16 protein-coding genes are annotated in these 18,979 nt (G+C 44.5%); 1 reads left to right on the top strand and 15 read right to left on the bottom strand.

All coding sequences use genetic code 11. The features are described 5' to 3' along the window. Positions 1-307: 307 nt before the first annotated feature. The 15 genes from cysK to DW904_RS02340 all read right to left on the bottom strand — a co-directional run bounded on the left by cysK (position 308) and on the right by DW904_RS02340 (position 17,683). Entirely contained in the window at positions 308-1,237 is a 930-nt protein-coding gene (gene cysK, locus DW904_RS02410; protein ID WP_118577909.1) for a cysteine synthase A, read from the bottom strand. 444 nt (positions 1,238-1,681) lie between these two features. Further along, positions 1,682-1,903: a hypothetical protein gene (locus DW904_RS02405; RefSeq protein ID WP_118577908.1), complete on the bottom strand. Its 222-nt coding sequence runs from the start codon at positions 1,901-1,903 to the stop codon at positions 1,682-1,684. A gap of 202 nt (positions 1,904-2,105) precedes the next feature. Beyond that, positions 2,106-2,846: a LytTR family DNA-binding domain-containing protein gene (locus DW904_RS02400; RefSeq protein WP_187565354.1), complete on the bottom strand. Its 741-nt coding sequence runs from the start codon at positions 2,844-2,846 to the stop codon at positions 2,106-2,108. A gap of 103 nt (positions 2,847-2,949) precedes the next feature. Next, positions 2,950-3,486 carry a hypothetical protein gene (locus DW904_RS02395; protein ID WP_118577906.1) on the bottom strand — a complete coding sequence of 179 codons (537 nt, stop codon included), beginning with the start codon at positions 3,484-3,486 and terminating at the stop codon, positions 2,950-2,952. 12 nt (positions 3,487-3,498) lie between these two features. Further along, positions 3,499-4,722: a M28 family metallopeptidase gene (locus tag DW904_RS02390; protein ID WP_118577905.1), complete on the bottom strand. Its 1,224-nt coding sequence runs from the start codon at positions 4,720-4,722 to the stop codon at positions 3,499-3,501. 293 nt (positions 4,723-5,015) lie between these two features. Next, complete coding sequence (locus tag DW904_RS02385; protein ID WP_118577904.1) at positions 5,016-5,240, bottom strand: hypothetical protein; 225 nt, start codon at positions 5,238-5,240, stop codon at positions 5,016-5,018. A gap of 325 nt (positions 5,241-5,565) precedes the next feature. Next, on the bottom strand, positions 5,566-6,396 hold the full coding sequence (locus tag DW904_RS02380; RefSeq protein WP_118577903.1) for an energy-coupling factor transporter transmembrane component T: 831 nt from the start codon (positions 6,394-6,396) through the stop codon (positions 5,566-5,568). Continuing rightward, positions 6,386-8,110 carry an ABC transporter ATP-binding protein gene (locus DW904_RS02375; RefSeq protein WP_118577902.1) on the bottom strand — a complete coding sequence of 575 codons (1,725 nt, stop codon included), beginning with the start codon at positions 8,108-8,110 and terminating at the stop codon, positions 6,386-6,388. Before DW904_RS02375 ends, DW904_RS02380 begins: the two co-directional genes overlap by 11 nt. Before the next feature lie 290 nt (positions 8,111-8,400). Further along, entirely contained in the window at positions 8,401-8,952 is a 552-nt protein-coding gene (locus DW904_RS02370) for an ECF-type riboflavin transporter substrate-binding protein (protein ID WP_118577901.1), read from the bottom strand. Positions 8,953-9,109: 157 nt separating this feature from the next. Continuing rightward, on the bottom strand, positions 9,110-9,568 hold the full coding sequence (locus DW904_RS02365; RefSeq protein WP_118577900.1) for a YhcH/YjgK/YiaL family protein: 459 nt from the start codon (positions 9,566-9,568) through the stop codon (positions 9,110-9,112). A gap of 21 nt (positions 9,569-9,589) precedes the next feature. Then, positions 9,590-13,195: a glycosyl hydrolase gene (locus DW904_RS02360; RefSeq protein WP_243110266.1), complete on the bottom strand. Its 3,606-nt coding sequence runs from the start codon at positions 13,193-13,195 to the stop codon at positions 9,590-9,592. Positions 13,196-13,558: 363 nt separating this feature from the next. Continuing rightward, positions 13,559-14,845: a TRAP transporter large permease gene (locus DW904_RS02355; protein ID WP_118577899.1), complete on the bottom strand. Its 1,287-nt coding sequence runs from the start codon at positions 14,843-14,845 to the stop codon at positions 13,559-13,561. Then, the gene (locus DW904_RS02350) at positions 14,842-15,336 is read right to left on the bottom strand and encodes a TRAP transporter small permease (protein WP_118577898.1); all 495 of its coding nucleotides are present in this window, start codon (positions 15,334-15,336) and stop codon (positions 14,842-14,844) included. Before DW904_RS02350 ends, DW904_RS02355 begins: the two co-directional genes overlap by 4 nt. A 234-nt stretch (positions 15,337-15,570) precedes the next feature. Then, positions 15,571-16,620 (bottom strand): sialic acid TRAP transporter substrate-binding protein SiaP, encoded by a 1,050-nt coding sequence (locus tag DW904_RS02345; protein ID WP_118577897.1) that lies wholly within the window; start codon positions 16,618-16,620, stop codon positions 15,571-15,573. Positions 16,621-16,759: 139 nt separating this feature from the next. Further along, the gene (locus DW904_RS02340; protein WP_118577896.1) at positions 16,760-17,683 is read right to left on the bottom strand and encodes a dihydrodipicolinate synthase family protein; all 924 of its coding nucleotides are present in this window, start codon (positions 17,681-17,683) and stop codon (positions 16,760-16,762) included. 354 nt (positions 17,684-18,037) lie between these two features. Between DW904_RS02340 and DW904_RS02335 the strand changes: the two genes are divergently transcribed. Continuing rightward, positions 18,038-18,943, top strand: a complete 906-nt coding sequence (locus tag DW904_RS02335) for an AraC family transcriptional regulator (protein WP_118577895.1) — start codon at positions 18,038-18,040, stop codon at positions 18,941-18,943. Positions 18,944-18,979 lie beyond the last annotated feature (36 nt).

The following is an 18,979-nucleotide window of genomic DNA, read 5'->3' as shown; positions in this document are numbered from 1 at the left end:
ATTGCTTTTTTTATGCATATAAAAACCTATGGAAAATTATGGTCATGAATCTTTGGGTACACAGATTGATGGAATGAATTTTCAAACACATTTTAGAGCATGTCTGAAAAAGGCTTTCTGCAAAGTTTAAATCTGAAATAAAAAAAGGACTGCCACTTCCAACATGCATCTTTCGCATATCAGACACGACAGCCCTCACTGGCATCACGCCACTTCCTTATTTATTGTTCATAGATTTTACAAAAGCATTACTGTCCACTCCGCTGCCCAAAAGCTCTTCACGGAACGCAGCCAGCCATAGACTCTATTACTCGGTAAACAGTGGTGTAGAATAGTATCTGTCACCAGTATCCGGAAGAAGTGCTACGATCACTTTGCCCTTATTCTCAGGCTTCTTTGCATAGTCGATTGCGGCTTTTAAAGCAGCACCAGAAGAGATTCCAACCAGGATTCCTTCTTTGTGTGCAAGAAGCTTCGCTGTGGCAAATGCCTCATCAGCCTCTGCTTTATAAATCTCATCATAAACCTTGGTATTCAGAACATCCGGAACAAATCCGGCACCGATTCCCTGGATCTTGTGCGGACCTGCTTTTCCCTCAGATAATACCGGGGAGGTAGAAGGCTCAAGTGCTACAATTTTCACATTCGGGTTCTGCTCTTTCAGATATTCGCCTGTTCCGGTAAGGGTTCCGCCTGTACCAACACCTGCGATGAAGATATCAACCTTTCCCTCAGTGTCCCTCCAGATCTCCGGACCTGTAGTAGCCTTGTGCACTGCCGGGTTCGCCGGGTTCACAAACTGTCCTGGGATGAAGCTGTTCGGAATCTCCTCTGCCAGTTCGTTGGCCCTGGCAATGGCACCTTTCATTCCCTTGGTTCCATCGGTAAGAACAAGCTCTGCGCCGTATGCTTTCAAAATGTTTCGACGCTCAACACTCATGGTCTCTGGCATGGTGAGGATGATTCTGTATCCCTTAGCTGCTGCGATAGATGCCAGACCGATTCCGGTATTTCCAGAAGTTGGCTCAATGATTACGGAACCTTCCTTCAGAATTCCTTTCTGCTCTGCGTCCTCGATCATAGCCTTGGCAATTCTGTCCTTAACGCTTCCTGCCGGGTTAAAGTATTCCAGCTTCACAAGAACAGTAGCTTCCAGTCCAAGCTCCTTCTCAATATTTGTAACCTCTACAAGTGGGGTGTTTCCGATTAATCCAAGTGTTCCCTTATAGTATGCCATATCCATTCCTTTCCCGGCGCCTGCGGCCGCTTTACATTTATTCGAGGTGATGTCGCCGTATGGCGGCCCGCCTGTTATGTCTGTATCTGCCCCCAGTAACTGCCAGCTTGCTTCTTCGCAATAATTGTCGATATTCCGTATTGATTTACTGGGTTATTTATTCGTTAAATGGATATTACCACTATTAACCCACTATGTCAATAGGTTTTTGGGATTTTATATAAGAAAATAGATTGGAGCGTTACTGTTCACTGGTAACATTCCGCGAGGTGTTTTTTGTGAACAAAGTTCACAGTAACATTAGAGCCGTCGCGTAGCGACGCTTGTACGATTTCTATACACTACAAAATCTCCACAATATACAAGAAAAGTACACCCAGTACTAATTAACACGTTGTGTTGTTTCGTGTTTTTAGCTGAATGTACCTTATTTTAAATAAATTATCACTCCTCTTCCTCAGCAACTTCACAGACCATCTCATATGCATCTTCCAGCGCGTCCAGAGCCTCAGTCAGTGTATCGACTTTCCTTACATCTGCGCCATCATCCTCATACTCCTGGATCAAATCTGAAAACTGGTCTTTCAGTTCCTCCATGTAATCTACAACCTGCTGTAATTTCTCTTCTTTTTCCAGTACTGCTGATAAATTAATAATTTTTCCCATAGTATGATGTCCTCCGCTTTCAAAAAAATGTTTTCTAAAGGTTTTTCATATTTTCCAAATCATAACATGTCCGAAACGTTCTCTCAATATTTCGTTTCAAGTTTCGCCTGCAGATTATAACGTATATTTTACAGAAAACCTTTTTTCAAACACGCTATAAAGTTTTTTCCTTTTATAATTATAACGTAGTCTGTAAATTCTTTTACAGGATTCCGCCCCGCATGCGCCGTCTCGTACTTCGCCAGCTATAATTTGCAAAAGCATCCTGGATTTCCTTTCGCTTAAGACGACTGATGGGGATTTCTGTCTTATCCGACAGCTTCAGAATATCCGTAGGCATAGCCACGATTTCCCTCATGGAAACCAGCGCCCACCGGATCGGGCGGCAAAACTCATTGGCTGGCAGAACCTTTTCCAGATCTGCCATAGACATGGAAGCATCTATCACGCCCTTTTTCGTGTGAATTTTCGCTCGTTTTCCATCTGCTTCTGCATACAGAATATCGGAAATGTAAATGCTCTCCTCCAGCCGTCCCACTTTCACGTTCACAGTCCGCAGGGAGTAGACACTGTCAAAAAAGCGATCCAGAATGTGAAACAGCTTCTCTTTTCTCACTGGCTTCACCATGTAATGAAGCGCCTCAATATCAAAGGCCTCTGCTGCAAACTCCGTACTGGTGCTCCCGAACACAATCTGCACCCGGCTGTTTCTTGAAATCAGCTTCTTCGCCGTCTCCATACCGTTCATCCCACTCATAAAAATATCCATAAAAACCAGTGAATAAACGGATGTATCTGAGGATAAAAATGCCTCCCCGGAAGAAAATTCTTCTATTTTCACATATAGGTTATTTTTGTCTGTGTATTCCGAAAGCAGCCGGGTGATATTCTCCCTGTCTTCCGCAAGGTCATCACAAACCGCTATTCTTATCTCCTGGTTCATGTGTTGTTCCTCCCATAGAATCTGTCTGAGGTCTGTTTCTGAATCTGCCATCCTCATATTTCTGCATAATAAATGCCGCATTCTCCGGGTAAAAATCTGTCTTTTATGATTCGCTCAGTTTTTGAAACATTTCCAGATATTCCTGCTCTACTTCAACAAACGGCCGCACTGTATAATCCAGCTCAAAGTGCAGCTTCGGTGCATCCCCCGGTTGTTTCTCTTCCAGAAGAACCTCTAAATCATACCAGAGAAGATCATCATCAATTTCTTTCAGACGCTGCGCTTCTTCATCAGTCAGACTGCTTCCCAGAAATTTCTTATAAATCACCTGAAGCAGCTGCTCTTCCACCTCACGGTATCTGGGCATCTCCTGCTTCAGCGGACGGGGCACATCTGACATATAGCACTCGCTGGCATCATGCAAAAGACAAGCCAGCGCCTGACGATTGGAATACCCTCGCCCAAGAGCCTCCTTCGCACAGCAAATACAATGCTCCCCAACAGACCAGAAAGAACTTACATGTCCATTTCCCCTACAGGTCAGCGACAACGCATGTGCAATATCCTGAATATCGATCTTCTCCGCCTCCGGATGAACCGGATTGAAATGGTTTCTTGTGTATGTGGTTATGTAACTCATAGGATGCCTCCCCTACTGCTCTTTTCTTTTTCTTGCAAGATACTCATCCAGTTCTTTCTTGATTTTCTCCGGAATCTCCCTTGCAACCGGACACACTGCTGCATTTGCAAAACGTTCTGTAAACTTCACCAGAAAATCAATATCCCCCTGTAGCTGCTCCATGGACATAACCTCCTTCACATCATAGCGGCAATGAATTGGTGCCACATTGGAGCTGGCAATTCTGGCAAAAGAGAGTGCTGGAATTCCGCTGTCTGCAAAAGGTGTAGAATCACTGGAATACACTCCGGTCTTTGCCTCAATTGGAAAACCGATTTCTGCTGCCATATAAGATATATAATGTGCCAGCTTGTCCTCTGCGGAAACACAGGAGATAAATTTACCCATATAAGTTCCAATCATATCCAGATTAATGTTCAGCACTATTTTGTCCAGTTCCTCTTTATGCTCCTTCACATATGCTTTAGAGCCCAGAAGCCCTCTCTCCTCACTTCCGCAGAATACGAAACGAAGACTATAGTTCAGTTCTTTTCCCTTCAGCTGTTCCATAATTCCAAGCAAACCTGCGCAGCCACTCATGTTGTCATAAGCGCCGTGGGATAAAGAAGTGGAATCGTAATGGGCACTAAGCACAATAAACTCGTCCCGTCTGCCAGGAAGCTCTGCAATTACATTGTGGGACTCTCCGTCGTACTCTTTCTGGGAAACCTCCAGACGAATGTTCTTCACCTTATTTTTCACCAGTTCTACTGCCTGGCTGGAATGGATCATGGCGCAAAGAACTTTCCGTTCTTCCCCTACAACGGCTTCGCGCAGATCGCGCTGGTCAATATCTGTATTTGGATAATACATATTTCCGTACTGGAAAATAATTCCCTTTGCTCCTGCTTTTATCAGATCCTGGTAAACAAAAAATCCAACTCCCTGAGTGTCCATCAGTACAATTTTATCTTTTGCACCTGCTATGGAAACAGGATCCGTTCCCGGCATATAATAAAGCTCTCCCTCTACGCTGCCGCTGCCACAGCAGTTAAACGCCTTACAGGTGATTTCCTTCCCATCTGCAAACAAATGCGCAGATTCAATCTCTCCCATAGCAACCCGAAAAGCCTCCAGATGAGCAGGTACTCCCAGTTCCTCACACTGCGCTTTCAGAAACTCTGCAACCTGCAGTTCCTCCTTCGTGCCACTTGCGTGGACAAAATCGGTGGATTCGAAAATATTGGATAAATTCATGATGGTTTTCTCCTTTGTGAATTGAAGATAAAATCTCCGGCTCTCAGAGTGTCCCTGAGAACCGGAGGTTTGTTTTTATAAATTTCACTTAAGTTTATAACATTTTACGTATTAATACCTTTCATCGTGATTTGTTTCCCTTACTTAAATTTAGTTTTCGGTTACATTTGCTCTTTTTTCAAACAGATACCCCATTCCACGACCTCCAATCTCGCCCATCATCTCTCTTGCCTCGTCCACGGGCACATTCATCTTTATTAGTAAAGTCCATAAAATCTTCTTGTAAATTTCTTTTATCGCTTCCGGCGCATTGCTGTAAATAGAGTTGATTTGCTGGATACATCCTTGATATCTTCAGACTGAACATTCGCAAACAATGGAATATTCGTATAATTTCTCAAAAACTGGCTGGCAAGTGTATCGTTTTTGAAAATCTCCCGGCTGTTCACATCTCTTGTATGCAGCTCCGGATGGTAAGCAGTGTCTCTTTTTCTTTTGTTCTGTGGCTTTCTGCTCATTTTTCCTCCTTACGCAGGAAACGCTTCACAGATCAAAAGATATCTACAAGTTCATAGTAACACGCACAAATTCAGAATACAAGAAGAGACCATAAAATTTTCACTTCATATGATTGACCATAGAATGCCTTTTCCAATGTTTTACTAATAGTGCGTTTAAAGATTGCATCCAATCTCCTTCTTGACAGTCATGCTTCTTTTTATATCTGTCTCCCCCCACAAATAACCAAATATAATATGTACACTCCTTAATTTACTTTAAAAGAAATAGCCATGCGAGCCTCCTCGCACAGCCATCTCATATCTTTCATATTATTCAATTCCCTCACACAAACGGATTATAAAATCTCCCCCACCGTATCGTCACCGTCATGCTGACTACCAGCAGTACCACGCCAACTCCAATTGCCACGAAATCCCTTTTCTCAAAAGGTCTCTTCATGTACCAGGTCCTCTTTTTATCTTTTCCGAATCCACGCAGCTCCATAGCATTGGAAATCGTATCAATCCTGTTCAGACTGGTAAGGATCAGCGGCAGGAGAATATTCACCGAATTCTTCAACCGGGCAAAAAAGCGCTCATTTTTTCCAAGCTCCACGCCTCTGGCCTGCTGGGCCTGACTGATGCTGTGGTAATCACGCTGAATGTCTGGAATGTAACGAAGGGCTATTGCCACAGAATAACCCACTTTATAGGAAATTCCAATACTATTCAGGCTTGCAGCAAACTCACTTGGGTTCGTTGCAGAAATAAATAAAATCGCAACCGGCAGCGCGACAAAATATTTCATAGAAATATTCACCATATAAAACAGCTGCTCTGCGGTCAGATCATACCGCCAGAACAGGTGGCAAAGCACATGTCTGGTTCCGTACAATGTGGTTCCCTGATTTGGGTCAAACAGAAAAATAAACAAATTATTCAACACCAGAAATACCAGCATAAAAATCATCATAAACCGCACTTCGCGGAACTTAATCTTACTCAGCTTAAACGCCGCCAGGCTCACCGCAAACAGCCCAAGCAGTACCCACGTATTATAAGTGATCATACTTGCAAAAGTAAAAAGCAGGAAAAACGCCAGTTTGGTGGTACCTGTCAGCTTATGTATCACACTTTCCCTTGGCAGATAATTCAACACTGTCTTAGCGGCCATGGCTTCGCACCTCCCTATCCTCCTCAATAAAACGCTGCACAAACTCTTCCGCCGGACTGATTCCCAGCTGGTTCGCCAGGGTAAAAAGGCTTGTCTCCTTCAGTGCCGCCTGACGGATCAGCTGTGGATCACAAAGAACTGCTGCCGCGCTTCTGTCCGCGATCAGCCTGCCGTCTGCAAAAACCAGTGCCCGGGGCGTATATTCCAGCATCAAATGCATATCATGAGTAATCATCACAACTGTTACCCCTTTTTCATTCAGCCCGCGAAGGAACTCCATAATCTCTGTATAATGGTGAAAATCCTGTCCCGCAGTTGGCTCATCCAGAATGATCAGTTCCGGATCCTGCACCAGCACACTGGCAATAGTCACACGCTTCTTCTGCCCGAAGCTAAGCGCCGATACCGGCCAGTTCCGAAATGGGAAAAGTCCGCAGACTTTCAAAGTTTCCTCCACTTTTTCCCGAATCTCTTCCTCGCTTTTTCCCATATTGCGAAGGCTCAGTGCCACCTCATCGAAAATCATAGTCTTGGAAATCATCTGATTGGGATTCTGCATCACATAGCCGATATGTTTGGCTCTGTGGCGGATATTTTCCTGCAGAAGATCCCTTCCCTGGAAAAGGATTTCACCGGAATCTGGTGTCTCAAAGCCGCAGACCAGTTTGGAAAAAGTAGATTTCCCAGCACCGTTTTTCCCCACAATACTGACCATTTCACCCTTGTGGATTGTAAGAGAAACATCACGTAAGGTCTGACTGCCTCTCTCATAACCAAAGGTAAGATTTCTAACTTCAAGCAGCGGCTCATGTTCTTTCTCAGCCTCTGCTGCCGGGCGGGACCAGAACCAGTCTGTCATTTTCTTCCGGTCTGCCTTATCTATCACAACAGAATCAACATGTGCCGGTTTCTTCGCAGGAGCAAGTTCCACACCTGCATAACGCAGTGCAGTAAGATAAAGAGGCTCTCGGATTCCGTTTTCTTCCAGAAGTCTGGTGGACAAAAGCTCATCCGGGTGAAGATCTGCCAGAATTTTTCCATCGGCCATAAGAACAATACGGTCCACATCTCGCCACAAAACATCCTCCAGACGGTGCTCAATGATCACCACCGTAGTATCTGTTTTTTCCTGAATCTCGTCGATCAGCTCAATAGTCTGCTTACCTGTAGCCGGATCCAGATTGGCCAATGGCTCGTCGAACAACAGGATTTTCACCTGATCCACCATTACCCCCGCCAGGCTGACGCGCTGCTTCTGCCCTCCGGAAAGCTCGTGGGGCGCGTAATCCAGATGATCCTGAATTCCGACCAGCTCTGCCGCGTGACGGGTGATCTCATGCATTTCATCCTGCGGCATGCAGCTGTTTTCCAATGCAAAGGCAATATCCTCGCCAACCGTCAGCCCGATAAACTGACCATCCGGATCCTGCAGCACTGTGCCCACATGTGCAGAGAGCTGAAAAATGCTGCTCTTCGGCGCATCCACACCATCCACAATAAGTTCCCCGCTGCATTCTCCTGGATTGGAAAAAGGATTCAGGCCATTGATGCAGCCTGCCAGAGTACTTTTTCCACAGCCGGAAGGACCTGCGATCAACACCCGCTCGCCAGGATAAATATCCAGATTAATTTCCTTCAGCGTAGGCTTTTTCTGTGCCCGGTACTGGAAAGAAAAGTTTTTGAAAGAAATAATAGGAGATTTTTTCTCTGTCATATAGTACCTCAAAATCAAATATCCTGAAGCGAATCCATCGTCAATTTGTAAACAATGTGACTGCTTCAGAACCACTTAACAATTTGCATCTCTATAAGTGTACACCTTACACCATCTCAAAAGGATAACACGAATTTCTTAAATCCACAATAAAATTTCTTACCAAAGTTTATCTTATTTTGCATAAATCTTGCGAAATTTACTTTTTGGATCCAATAAAATTATGCATCAAAAAAGACCCTGCCACAAGTTTCCCCATAGCAAGGTCTTTTACAAATTTCCCTTTCAACTTATTCCTGATCCAGGGAGCCTTTCTTTGCAATTGTTTTTGTATAAGCCAGGATCAGAAGACCGCCGACTACAACACCTGTGATGGTGTTTGAAACAGCGGCGAATGCACCCTGTGCAAATACTTTGTTTGCCGGTTCAGCATAGATTACAATGTCAAGTACAGGTGCAACAACTACCCATCCTACAACATGTGCGATCACGTTTGCAACTGTGAAAACGGCAACTTTGCTTTTTCCGAAATCGCCTTCCTGAACCTGAAGCTTCTTTGCGAACAGACCGATCACAACACCTACAAATGCAGATGTGATAACCCAGCTCCACCATGGGCTTCCACCCCAGGACAGGTCGATCAGTGTATGTCCGATGAAACCAATGAGTCCGCCTGCAACCGGGCCATACATTGCTGCAAGAAGTCCAAGTACTGCGTACTGAAGACTGATGTTTGTGTTCGGAACCGGACTAGGGATCGCCACAAAGCGTCCCAGCACAAAGAACAGTGCTGCACCGATACCGATAGCAACTACGGTTTTGATACTATTGTTGTTTTTCATAGCTCTTTCCTCCTACTATGTGTCTTACTAGAGCGTGTTTGATAAAGGCTTTCTGCAAGATGTGCGTCACAATTTGCGGGAATGTTTTTTCAAGCAGGCTCTAACACGCTATAGTATACGCTTTATTAAGAGCTTGTCAATCTGAATCCACAGTATTTCAGCCTTTCACCGGAATCTTAAACACAATTTTCGTTGCGGGCTGGGCTTCTGTTACGGCGATGCAGGGCATATGACCGTCTTCAGGAGCGTAGAAGCCGAACATTCCAGCCTCCAGAAGAGTGTATCCCTGCTCCGGACCACTTTTATAGAAAATAATGTCAGCTTCCGGGGTGCGGTCATCCTCTACGGTAAGCTTGCGAAGAGATGCCCAGTAAATTTTCTCAGTGCCTTCTACAATGTACTGAAGGTCGCAGTATTTCTTATGGGATTCCATCTGTGCACCATCCAGGGACTTCGTGGTATATTTCTGAACCAAGGCAAAAATGCCGTTTTTTAGGTCGTATCTGCCTTCTGGAAGGTTCTCCTCTTTCTGTTTTTTGATAAACTGCTGAACCATGTCAGCGTAATCTTTAAATTCCTCATATGTATTCAGTTTGTCTGCGTAATCTGCAATCATGATAAATCCTCCTGTTATTTTTTACTGCTCTTCATACTCACAAATATAACTCTGCCCCATCATACCATAAGGCTTCAGCACCTTCCCATCCGTATGGAACATTCCCTCGGTGCGGAAATCAGCCCAGCTGATCCGGCTGCAGCCGGTGTAAGACTGGTGGAATGGGCCGAACATGTTTCTTGGACTTCCTGAAACTTCAATTTCCAGAGTATTCTCTTCTTTTTCGAAAAGACCAGTTACATCTGTGACACAGTTCTTCTTTTCGAAATGAAAACCAGCTTCCTTACCATTTACTCTGACTTTCAGAAGGGTACCTCTCCACTCTCCCAAATGAAGAAGAACCTGCTTATCGGAAATCAACTGTGGCACCTTGTACTGGTAAATCATACCGCCAGGATAGTTTACATAACCTTGCATGCTCCAATCACCAGTATGCAGAATTTCTTTTTCCCTGGAAATATTGCCAGACATATCTACGGCGAAATTTCCAATTACGAATACATCTTCTAGTTCCCGCTTTTGGTCGTAACTGCCTTTTATGGTAATCCGATGCACCCCCTTACTCAAAGCAGGAAGTCCGAAGCAACGCATGTCTTTGTCAATAAACCATTTGCCGGTCTGCGCACATTTCACGCCATCGAAGTAAACTTCCAGACCATAAGGCTTCTCAATTACAAAACTGCATTCACTGGAAATGTCTTCTGCAACATTAAACCGGAAATGCATGGTAAATGGTGTTCCATCTGCCGGATGTGGCTGATCCACCCAGGTATATCGCTGAGGTGCACCGTTATAGTAAACCTGCTGCATGCGCAATTTCTCACGAATTTCCTTCTGCGCCTGCCAGATTTCCATCTCTGCGGACTCACAGACGCTTCCTGCTTCTGACAGTCCGCTGCCATGTCTGAATTCTGATACCTGCTCTACAATTGCGTCAAGATCTTTATCTTCCACCATAGCATTTCCGTCACAAATTTTATTTGCTGAAGCAACCCCCAGCTCATAAGTACATTTATCTATCGTCAGCACATTCTCCATAGTTCTTCTTAATTTCGCGTCCGGACCGAATGTAGCTAATACGGGATCTGTGTAATGCGGATGTCTGTATGGGAATGTGGCAGCTTTGCTCACTGTCATTTCATGCACCGCATTTACGCCATCAGAAACAGCGGCCAAGTCCACAACGGTAGTATCTTCCTCAATTCCACATTTGTCTTCAACACTATTTATCTCTTTAATAATCTGTCCAGCCCCTATTATTTTCTTCACAAAATAAATTCGGCTCATCCCCGTCTCGAATGTCCTGGTAAAGCAAACGCCCTCTCCATCCGCAACAGTTTCCACCTCACAAACTTCTCCGGTCAGCGGGTCAAGCTCTTCCACAGCGTTCCCGCAGTCAAGTTTTATGTAAACCTGATGTGCACTGTTCCGATCGTGATTTGTCAGGAAAAGAATATGTCCATCTTCTGTCTTTCTCAGCATGGAAAGAATCTCACCATCCTCTGCGCCGCTGGCATTTCGCACAGTAAAATCTTTTCCGGTGCATTTCGCCACAGCTTCCGTCAGCTCCCATTCATGCTCAACCGTATGAACAAATGCTTCCTCATCTAAAACATCCCGGATATCACCATATTTTCCACACACTTTCCTGCGGTCAGATTTCTCTTCATTTACATCTTCACTGTCTATTTTTTTATCCCATCTCTTAGCAACGCAGATCTGCTTACTACCAATCCGTTCTCCTTCAATCATCACCGGATACGGCTTCAGCCAGATCACCATTCCACCAGCTGCAAGAAATTCCTTCAGCAGCTTCACCGTGTTTGCAAACAGATTGCTCACTCCCGGAACCACAACCACCTGATAGCTGCACTTTCCTGCCACAAACATTCCATCCTCAACCTTGCCGTCCTGCTCCAACAGGATCTCATCTCCAAAATCAAAATCCACATGCCCTGCAGTCAGCGCTTTTGCGATCCGGTTATAATACTCACCTTTTCGATTTAAAGAAGTAATATGCTCATCCAGCCATCCCATATTCATTTCCAGATGATTGAAATCCTCCGCCCGGTCACTGCGGCACTCGGTCCAGATGCTGGAAATCGGATGGATCATCAGCACCTTCCGCACCGGCTCACCCTGAGAAAGACACAGCGCCAGACGACCAAAATAATTCTCCATCTTATCATTGTCATCCCACCAGGTATTCTGATAGTTGAAAACCGGCGGATAGTCCCTCTTCCTGCAGCCAGTAATGGAATACAGGGCAAGATGCTGACAACGTCTCGTAATTCCAAGCGCGAACTGCCAGTCTCCCAGCCATTTCTGAGTAGAAAAATCCAGCTCCCAGCCAGTGCAGCCGTAAGCCTCACTGATGGTCATGGAACGTTCATACTGATGTGCCACGCTTGCACACTGTTTCACAGTCAGATACTCATCCGTCTGTGCGCCAAGAAGATCAATTCCAGGATTATGCAGATAACGAAGCTGAGGCATCGCCGCACCGCACACACGAGTCTGATACCCCAGGTCGTTCTCATATAAAATATGTCCCGTAGTACGAAGTCCCCGTTTATCACACCACTCATAAACCTGTTTCATATAACTTTCTTCGAAACGCTGTGCCACCGTCTTCCAATAATCATGACGAATCTTCTCCGCCCCTTCCCCATCGAAAAACAGGTAAGGCAGCTTCTCCTGCGGATCATACCCTCTTTTTTCAATAAAATACTCTGTAAATCCAATACTCCACGGAATCCACGGTCTGCCTTCATGGAACACACTGAAGAAATCACAGCAGTTTGGTTCATCTGTGAAAAATCCTTTCACCTCTTTTGGAAAACTTCCGCCAAACACTTCCTCATAATGTTCATGTGTCAACTTCAAAAATGTCTTCACGCTCTCCGGATTCAAATTATCCGGCGGCATCAAGCCGTTGTACCACTCGCTCTTACCAGAAATCTCCTGACGCAGAAGCAGAATCTCTTCATCAACACCGCAAGCTTCAGCAGCTTCCTCATAAGTCAGATATTCTTTCATCCTCTTAATAAATCTGCCGTCCGCCGTCGTCTGAATCACATAAACACCCTGAAGAAACTCTGTCTCCATAGTTTCTTCCACTGCTAAATCTTCACTGCCGTTCCTGCCAGACATGGAATTTTCGTCCACGCTTCGATTCCCGCCACACATTAACGAATCCGAGTCCCCGGTAACTATCCTTTCTTCCTCGGTACTTAGCTTCGCCGGTACCGCCAGCTCCCCGGCTTTCCCGCACTCCATCGTCAGTGCCCTGGCTGTAAACTCCGCTGGATTTACCCTGCTGACCTTACCTCCTGCAGCCCCCGACGGCCATTTATCCTCATCATATATCCACAGCTCCAGATCATTTTCCCGGGCTTTATCCACACAAAACTTCACATCCTCCATCCACTCTGTGGAAAGATACTCCGTCTCCAGCCCTTCACGGGAATGAATAAAAAATCCCCCCATCCCCGCCTTCTTAAATCCCTCTATCTGCTCTCCCAGATTCTCCTTCTGAAGCCTGTCATTCCACCCCCAGAAAGGAGCACTCCGATACTCCTTCGGCGGATTCTCAACCAATCCCTTTACCTTATCCAATGTGCCCATCCTTATGTCCTCCTCTTATAGTCCCACATTACATTATTGTTCTAAATTCCCTATTCCATCATCACCAGCACCGTCGCTTTTATTGTATCCATTCGTTACCAATACACAGCGTTTTCGTAGCTGATATTCCTAAGCGGGGCATTTCCAGGTGCGCCCTTAACGGAGGCGAGATCCACTGCTTACGAAGACTTAATCGTGAAGGCTCTCCTGAACGATTTAGTCGTAGTTAGCAGTTAGCTCGCCGCAGTGTTGCACCGCCCCGCGTGGAATATCAGCTGCGAAAGTGCGTCCGGGTAACCGTGCCTCCCGATACAACAAAAGGGACTGCAAAACAGTCCCTTTCATACTACCCAAGTTCATATTTTACATGAAGTTGTTAGGTATAAACATAATAATATCCGGTACATAAGTAACCAGGAACAACAGCCCGATCATAATAAGCACCATCGGCAAAATCTCCCGTATGACACCCTTGATCTTCGTTTTTCCAAGTCCCGCAACAATAAACAGAAGCATACCAAATGGCGGTGTGGAAAGACCGATCATCATGTTTAGGCAGATCACAACGCCGAAATGAACAAGGTCAATACCCATAGCCTGTACCAGCGGAAGAACCATTGGTACGAATACCAGCTGGATAGTACTTACATCAAGTACACAGCCAAGAAGCAGGAATACGATGTTTACGATAAACAGGAAAATGTACTTATTATCTGTGATTCCCATAACCAGGCTTGCAACAACTCTCGGAACCTGCTCCAGAGAGATGATATAAGAGAACAGCATGGAGGTTCCGCAAAGGAGAGCCAGTGTAGCTGTGTTGGCAGCGGATTTCTTGATGATACCCCAAAGCTTTTTCCATCCCAGTGTTTTGTAAATCAGGGCAGAAATGATCAGTGCGTATGCAGAAGCAACAGCACCAGCCTCTGTAGGAGTACAGATACCGGAATAAATTCCACCAAGAAGAATAACAACTGTAAACAGTGCCGGAAGAGCCTGCAATGTAGCTTTCAGAAACTCTCTCTTGCTCATGACCACACCTGCCGGATAATTTCTCTTATGAGAAATAAACGCAACATAGATCATAAGAAGAATGGCAAGTAAAACGCCAGGAACCATACCTCCCATAAACAGCTTACCAATGGAAGCACCGGATAACATAGCGTAAATAACCATTGGAATACTTGGCGGGAAAATCGGTCCTACCGTTGCAGAAGCGGCTGTAATGGCACAGCTGAACTCTGCATCATATCCCTCTTTTTTCATCTGGTCGATCTCCATCAGACCAATACCGGAAGCATCTGCGATAGCAGAACCGGTCATACCGGAGAAAATAAGGGAAATAAATACGTTAACCTGTGCTGTACCACCTTTTAATCTTCCAAGAAGACCATTACAGAAAGAGAACAGTTTGTCTGTTACCTCACCTTCATTCAGCACATTTGCCATGAAAATAAACAGCGGCGCTGCAAGCATGGTATAGTTTGCAAACATGTTACCAGTAATAACGGTAAATACCTGGCCCAGTTTGTCCGGAGCTGCAAGCAGAAAATATGTAATAGAAGCTGCAAGCATGGAGAAAGAAACAGGCATACGGATTATGAAGCAGATCGCCATAACCACAAACAGCATAATAATCGGCATACTCATGATTCTTTTCCTCCTTCCTTGTATTCTTTAAATGCATTTCTGATATTGATACAGGTTCTGACAATGATCTCAGCCAGCATATACATAAATGGTGCAAAAACAACTGTATATGGAAGCTTCAGAACTCCTGTCACCATTTTCTTTCCAACCATGGACTGGAAACACGGTACAAAACAGGTTACCAGCAGGATTAAAAGAAATGTATTGTAAACTACTTTAAAAATAAACTGGGTACGAGGTTTTACAGCATCGTAAACCAGACCAAATACTACGTGTTCATCAGCCTCCATTGCCTTACCAACGCCGAAGAACATAGTCCACATGTAACCCAGAACAGATACCTCATAACTCCATGTTACAGGGGTTTTGAAAAAATATCTGGATACAATCGTTACCATAAAGGTAAGGAAAATTACCAAAAACGTAATGTTTGGGATAAAAACGCCAAGGAAATCGACGATCTTTTTCCCGATCTTTTTGAAATTATCCACAGTTTCCTCTCCTCTCAGATTCACTTTTCTGCCATCGGTTTGTTCCCTTTTGCAGACACTACTGCAAAAGGTTTCACCTGTGCAGACAGGCAAAAAATCTGTTCTTTGTTAAAAAGCCCAGGCCGTACACACAGCCTGGGACTTTTCTTTGTTATAAGTCAGACAGATGTCTCAAGTTTTGCTGTCAATTCATAGCTGATCACTATGTCTTGCCTGTTGTCACGACAATTCAGTTTACTCTTCTGCGGTTGTTGTATCAGCCATAGCCTGGATTTCGTTGTAAAGATCCATATCCCAGTCTTTGATCATATCTTCGTTTTCCATGTACTTAGCCTGAACTTTTTCTTTAAACTCGTTGATGTCAGGATATGTAACAGTAAGTCCCTGCTCCTCAAAGAATTTGATCAGCTCAGCTTCTCTGTCAAGTCTTGCTGTATCGTTTACATCTCTTGCATATTCCATAGCCTCAGTAACAGCTTCCTGCTGAGCCTCTGTCATGCTGTTCCATGTGTCACCGTTGATACATGGCATGATGGAGTCAACAACGTGGTTTGTGATTGCAATGTATTTTGTTACTTCATAGAATTTTGCACTCTCGATACTTGGAAGCGGGTTATCCTGTGCATCTACAGCGCCAGTCTGAAGTGCAGTATACAGCTCACTGAAGGAAAGTGGTGTCGGGTTTGCACCAAGTGCCTCACCAAGGAACAGCCATGCTTCGGAGTTCGGCATACGGAGAAGTAATCCGTTCATGTCATCGTAGCTGTTGATTTCTTTCTCTCTTGTGTTGATTACACGGCTTCCAAGATAGAAGCTGGAAAGAGGTTTGATGTTCAGTGTCTCTTCAATCTGTGGACGGATCTTGTTAAGTCCGATGTCACCGTTGAGAACGCTTGTCATATGCTCATAGGAGCTGAACAGATATCCGGAAGCAAACATGCTGTAGGACGGAATCTGTGTTGCAATTGTCGGGAAGGAAATATATGCCAGATCTGCATCTCCGTTAAGAAGAGCATCAAACTCGTTCTCGGAAGAGAACAGAGAACCGTTGTCGTAGCATTTACATGTTACGGAACCACCGGATAATTCCTCAACTTTATCTGCAAACTCATACATAGCCTCTGTATGGGAGTCACCGCTTACAGATACTGATGTAAAGATCAGCTCTACTGCCGGGTCATTTGCTGCTGCAGCATCTGCTGCCTGTACACTGATGCTTCCTGTTAACAGCATTGTTGCTGCCATAGCTGTTGATAATACTGCTGCCATTAATCTTTTTTTCATTCTCTCATCCTCCTGATTTTTACACACTATGTGTTTTTGTTTCCCTTTTTTCACGTATATTTGTAACCCCAATTACAAATCTTAAGAAATACCTTTCAGCCGGCCTCACGGTCCCCACCGTTCCGGCAGTTATCTCTGATTACTTTCCAAAAAAGCTCTTGCGGAAGGTCTCTGTGATCGCACAGAACTCTTCGATCTCTAATTTCTTGCTTCCTGTAAGAAGCTTATAATCCTGTCTTCTTGACTGAAGTGTCATCGGCACACCTACCAGATTCATATGGTATTTGCTGTTTACCGGATATACCTGGCACTCAACCATGGAAGCAGCGCCAAGGAAGTTCATAAGCTCCTGTGCTTTCTCCGGCTGCTCTTTATAGTTCTTGCAAAGCCATACATAAAGATCCGGATGGAAGTTTGCCATAACTCCTGAGTATCCTGCACATCCCATTTCCATGCTGCGAAGAAGTGTTGCTGCATTTGCATTGAAGATCTTTAATCCGGTGCCCTCAACTGCTTTGCATTTTGCTTCCAGCTGATCAAGATCACAGCAGGTGTCTTTCAGGAATGCAAATTTCTCAGTCTCTGCACACCATTTGAGAAGCTCTGGTGAAAGAAGTCTCTTGTATGGTGCCGGGCACTCATAAACACCGAACATATCTCCATCAATGTGATCCAGAAGATATTCAATATTTTTCTTAGCTACATCTTCGCTCTCGTTCTCTTTTGCAAACTGATTGGAAATGAAAACATATGCATCTACACCGGCATCGATTACAGTCTGAGCTTCGCGGATCTGATCCTCTACCTTCTCAGCGCAATGTCCGGAAGCAATTACTCCCATGTGCTTTGGTGTATTATTGATAATAAATTTTGCAAGCTCCACTCTCTCCTGTGGGCTCAGCTCAAACATTTCACTGGACTGACATACTGCGAAGATTCCGTCAACACCGTTCTTGTCATACCACTCAATGATTCGAAGGACTGCATCATAGTCGATCCTGTTGTCCTCTGTAAAAGGTGTGATCATAACCGGCCATACGCCGCCTGCAATTGTTTTTTTCATGCTCTTCTCCCTCTTGATGTTTACTTGTTACTGTTCACCGGTAACGTTCCGCGATGTGTTTTTATGAACGGAATGAACAACAACATTTACTATCCACTGCAACCGCGCAATTGCTTTTCAACTGTGACTATATTATAATATAAATAATTTAAAATTGCTTTCAGCAAAATATTTAGTACTATTTTATAACTTTGTACGAAAAAGAATACAAACCAGCAAAACATAGTGCGGTAAACAAAACAGAGTTACGGTTCACTTCGTTCACAGTAACACACTTCGCGGAACGTTACCAGTGAACAGTAGTAAAACAGACTGCAACACAATAATTCACGGACATAAGAAGAGGCGACTTGAATGGAACAGGAAATATTTGACGATTACATATGGAACGAACATAAAAAAATATTAACAGCAGATAAACATAAGATCCCGGGGCTTAGAAATCTTTCTCATTTTACACCTATGGCACCTGGCGTTCCGGTTCCTCTGCATTATCACTCTGATATCATCGAGCTTCATTTCATGGTGAAAGGCCAGCGCAAGACTTACGTTATGAAAGGCGGCGTCCGCACCAGCTACTGTGCTACCGGAAATAACCTTTTTATCACCAGACCTTATGAGCTTCATACTACAGGACATATTGCCCAGAACCGCTGCGAATTTTTTGCAATGCAGCTGGATCTGAAGGAGCACGATAATTTCCTTGGTCTGAACCAGCATTACAGCAATATTTTGTGCCATCGGCTTCTGAATATGGATCAGCACCTGTACCATGTAGGCAGTTCCCAGATTTCCATGCTGCGCACTGCTTTTAACCTGATTTCTTACGGAACAGAAGGCGACTCCATTGCCGGTGTCCAGTATCTGACCTGTGTACTTGCCAGTCTGAACTACCTGACTGCAGTTCCAGCCCAGGAAGAGATCAATGAACAGCTGAACAGTGACATCGGACATGCGCTGAAATACATTGAACAGAATATTGAAAACCCCATTACACTTCAGGAGCTTGCCCAGGCATCCAACTATTCTCTTTCCCGTTTTAAAGCCAAATTTAAAGAGGAACTGGGAATTACCCCTGCGGAATACATTACCCTCCAGAAAATGGATCGGGCACAGATGCTTCTGAAGACTACAGATGATTCCATTACAGATATTGCTTACCAGCTGGGCTTTTCTTCCAGCAATTACTTCTGCTCTGTTTTCAAAAAAACTCTGAGCTACAGCCCGGCGGCATACCGCAAAAGTTTTTCCCAGTCATAGAAAATGCTGCAAAATCATTGCAAAAATGATTTTGCA

Origin of the sequence: Ruminococcus sp. AM42-11, assembly GCF_003480145.1 — a bacterium.
GTDB lineage: Bacteria > Bacillota > Clostridia > Lachnospirales > Lachnospiraceae > Blautia_A > Blautia_A faecis.
The sequence above is the reverse complement of the archived record's forward strand: the minus strand, read 5'-3'. Positions and strand labels throughout refer to the sequence as shown.

Bases quoted from the DNA above. Each gene is read 5' to 3' on its own strand.
- cysK (WP_118577909.1), bottom strand. From the start codon at position 1,237: ATGGCATACTATAAGGGAACACTTGGATTAATCGGAAACACCCCACTT.
- DW904_RS02405 (WP_118577908.1), bottom strand. From the start codon at position 1,903: ATGGGAAAAATTATTAATTTATCAGCAGTACTGGAAAAAGAAGAGAAA.
- DW904_RS02400 (WP_187565354.1), bottom strand. From the start codon at position 2,846: ATGAACCAGGAGATAAGAATAGCGGTTTGTGATGACCTTGCGGAAGAC.
- DW904_RS02395 (WP_118577906.1), bottom strand. From the start codon at position 3,486: ATGAGTTACATAACCACATACACAAGAAACCATTTCAATCCGGTTCAT.
- DW904_RS02390 (WP_118577905.1), bottom strand. From the start codon at position 4,722: ATGAATTTATCCAATATTTTCGAATCCACCGATTTTGTCCACGCAAGT.
- DW904_RS02385 (WP_118577904.1), bottom strand. From the start codon at position 5,240: ATGAGCAGAAAGCCACAGAACAAAAGAAAAAGAGACACTGCTTACCAT.
- DW904_RS02380 (WP_118577903.1), bottom strand. From the start codon at position 6,396: ATGGCCGCTAAGACAGTGTTGAATTATCTGCCAAGGGAAAGTGTGATA.
- DW904_RS02375 (WP_118577902.1), bottom strand. From the start codon at position 8,110: ATGACAGAGAAAAAATCTCCTATTATTTCTTTCAAAAACTTTTCTTTC.
- DW904_RS02370 (WP_118577901.1), bottom strand. From the start codon at position 8,952: ATGAAAAACAACAATAGTATCAAAACCGTAGTTGCTATCGGTATCGGT.
- DW904_RS02365 (WP_118577900.1), bottom strand. From the start codon at position 9,568: ATGATTGCAGATTACGCAGACAAACTGAATACATATGAGGAATTTAAA.
- DW904_RS02360 (WP_243110266.1), bottom strand. From the start codon at position 13,195: ATGGGCACATTGGATAAGGTAAAGGGATTGGTTGAGAATCCGCCGAAG.
- DW904_RS02355 (WP_118577899.1), bottom strand. From the start codon at position 14,845: ATGAGTATGCCGATTATTATGCTGTTTGTGGTTATGGCGATCTGCTTC.
- DW904_RS02345 (WP_118577897.1), bottom strand. From the start codon at position 16,620: ATGAAAAAAAGATTAATGGCAGCAGTATTATCAACAGCTATGGCAGCA.
- DW904_RS02340 (WP_118577896.1), bottom strand. From the start codon at position 17,683: ATGAAAAAAACAATTGCAGGCGGCGTATGGCCGGTTATGATCACACCT.
- DW904_RS02335 (WP_118577895.1), top strand. From the start codon at position 18,038: ATGGAACAGGAAATATTTGACGATTACATATGGAACGAACATAAAAAA.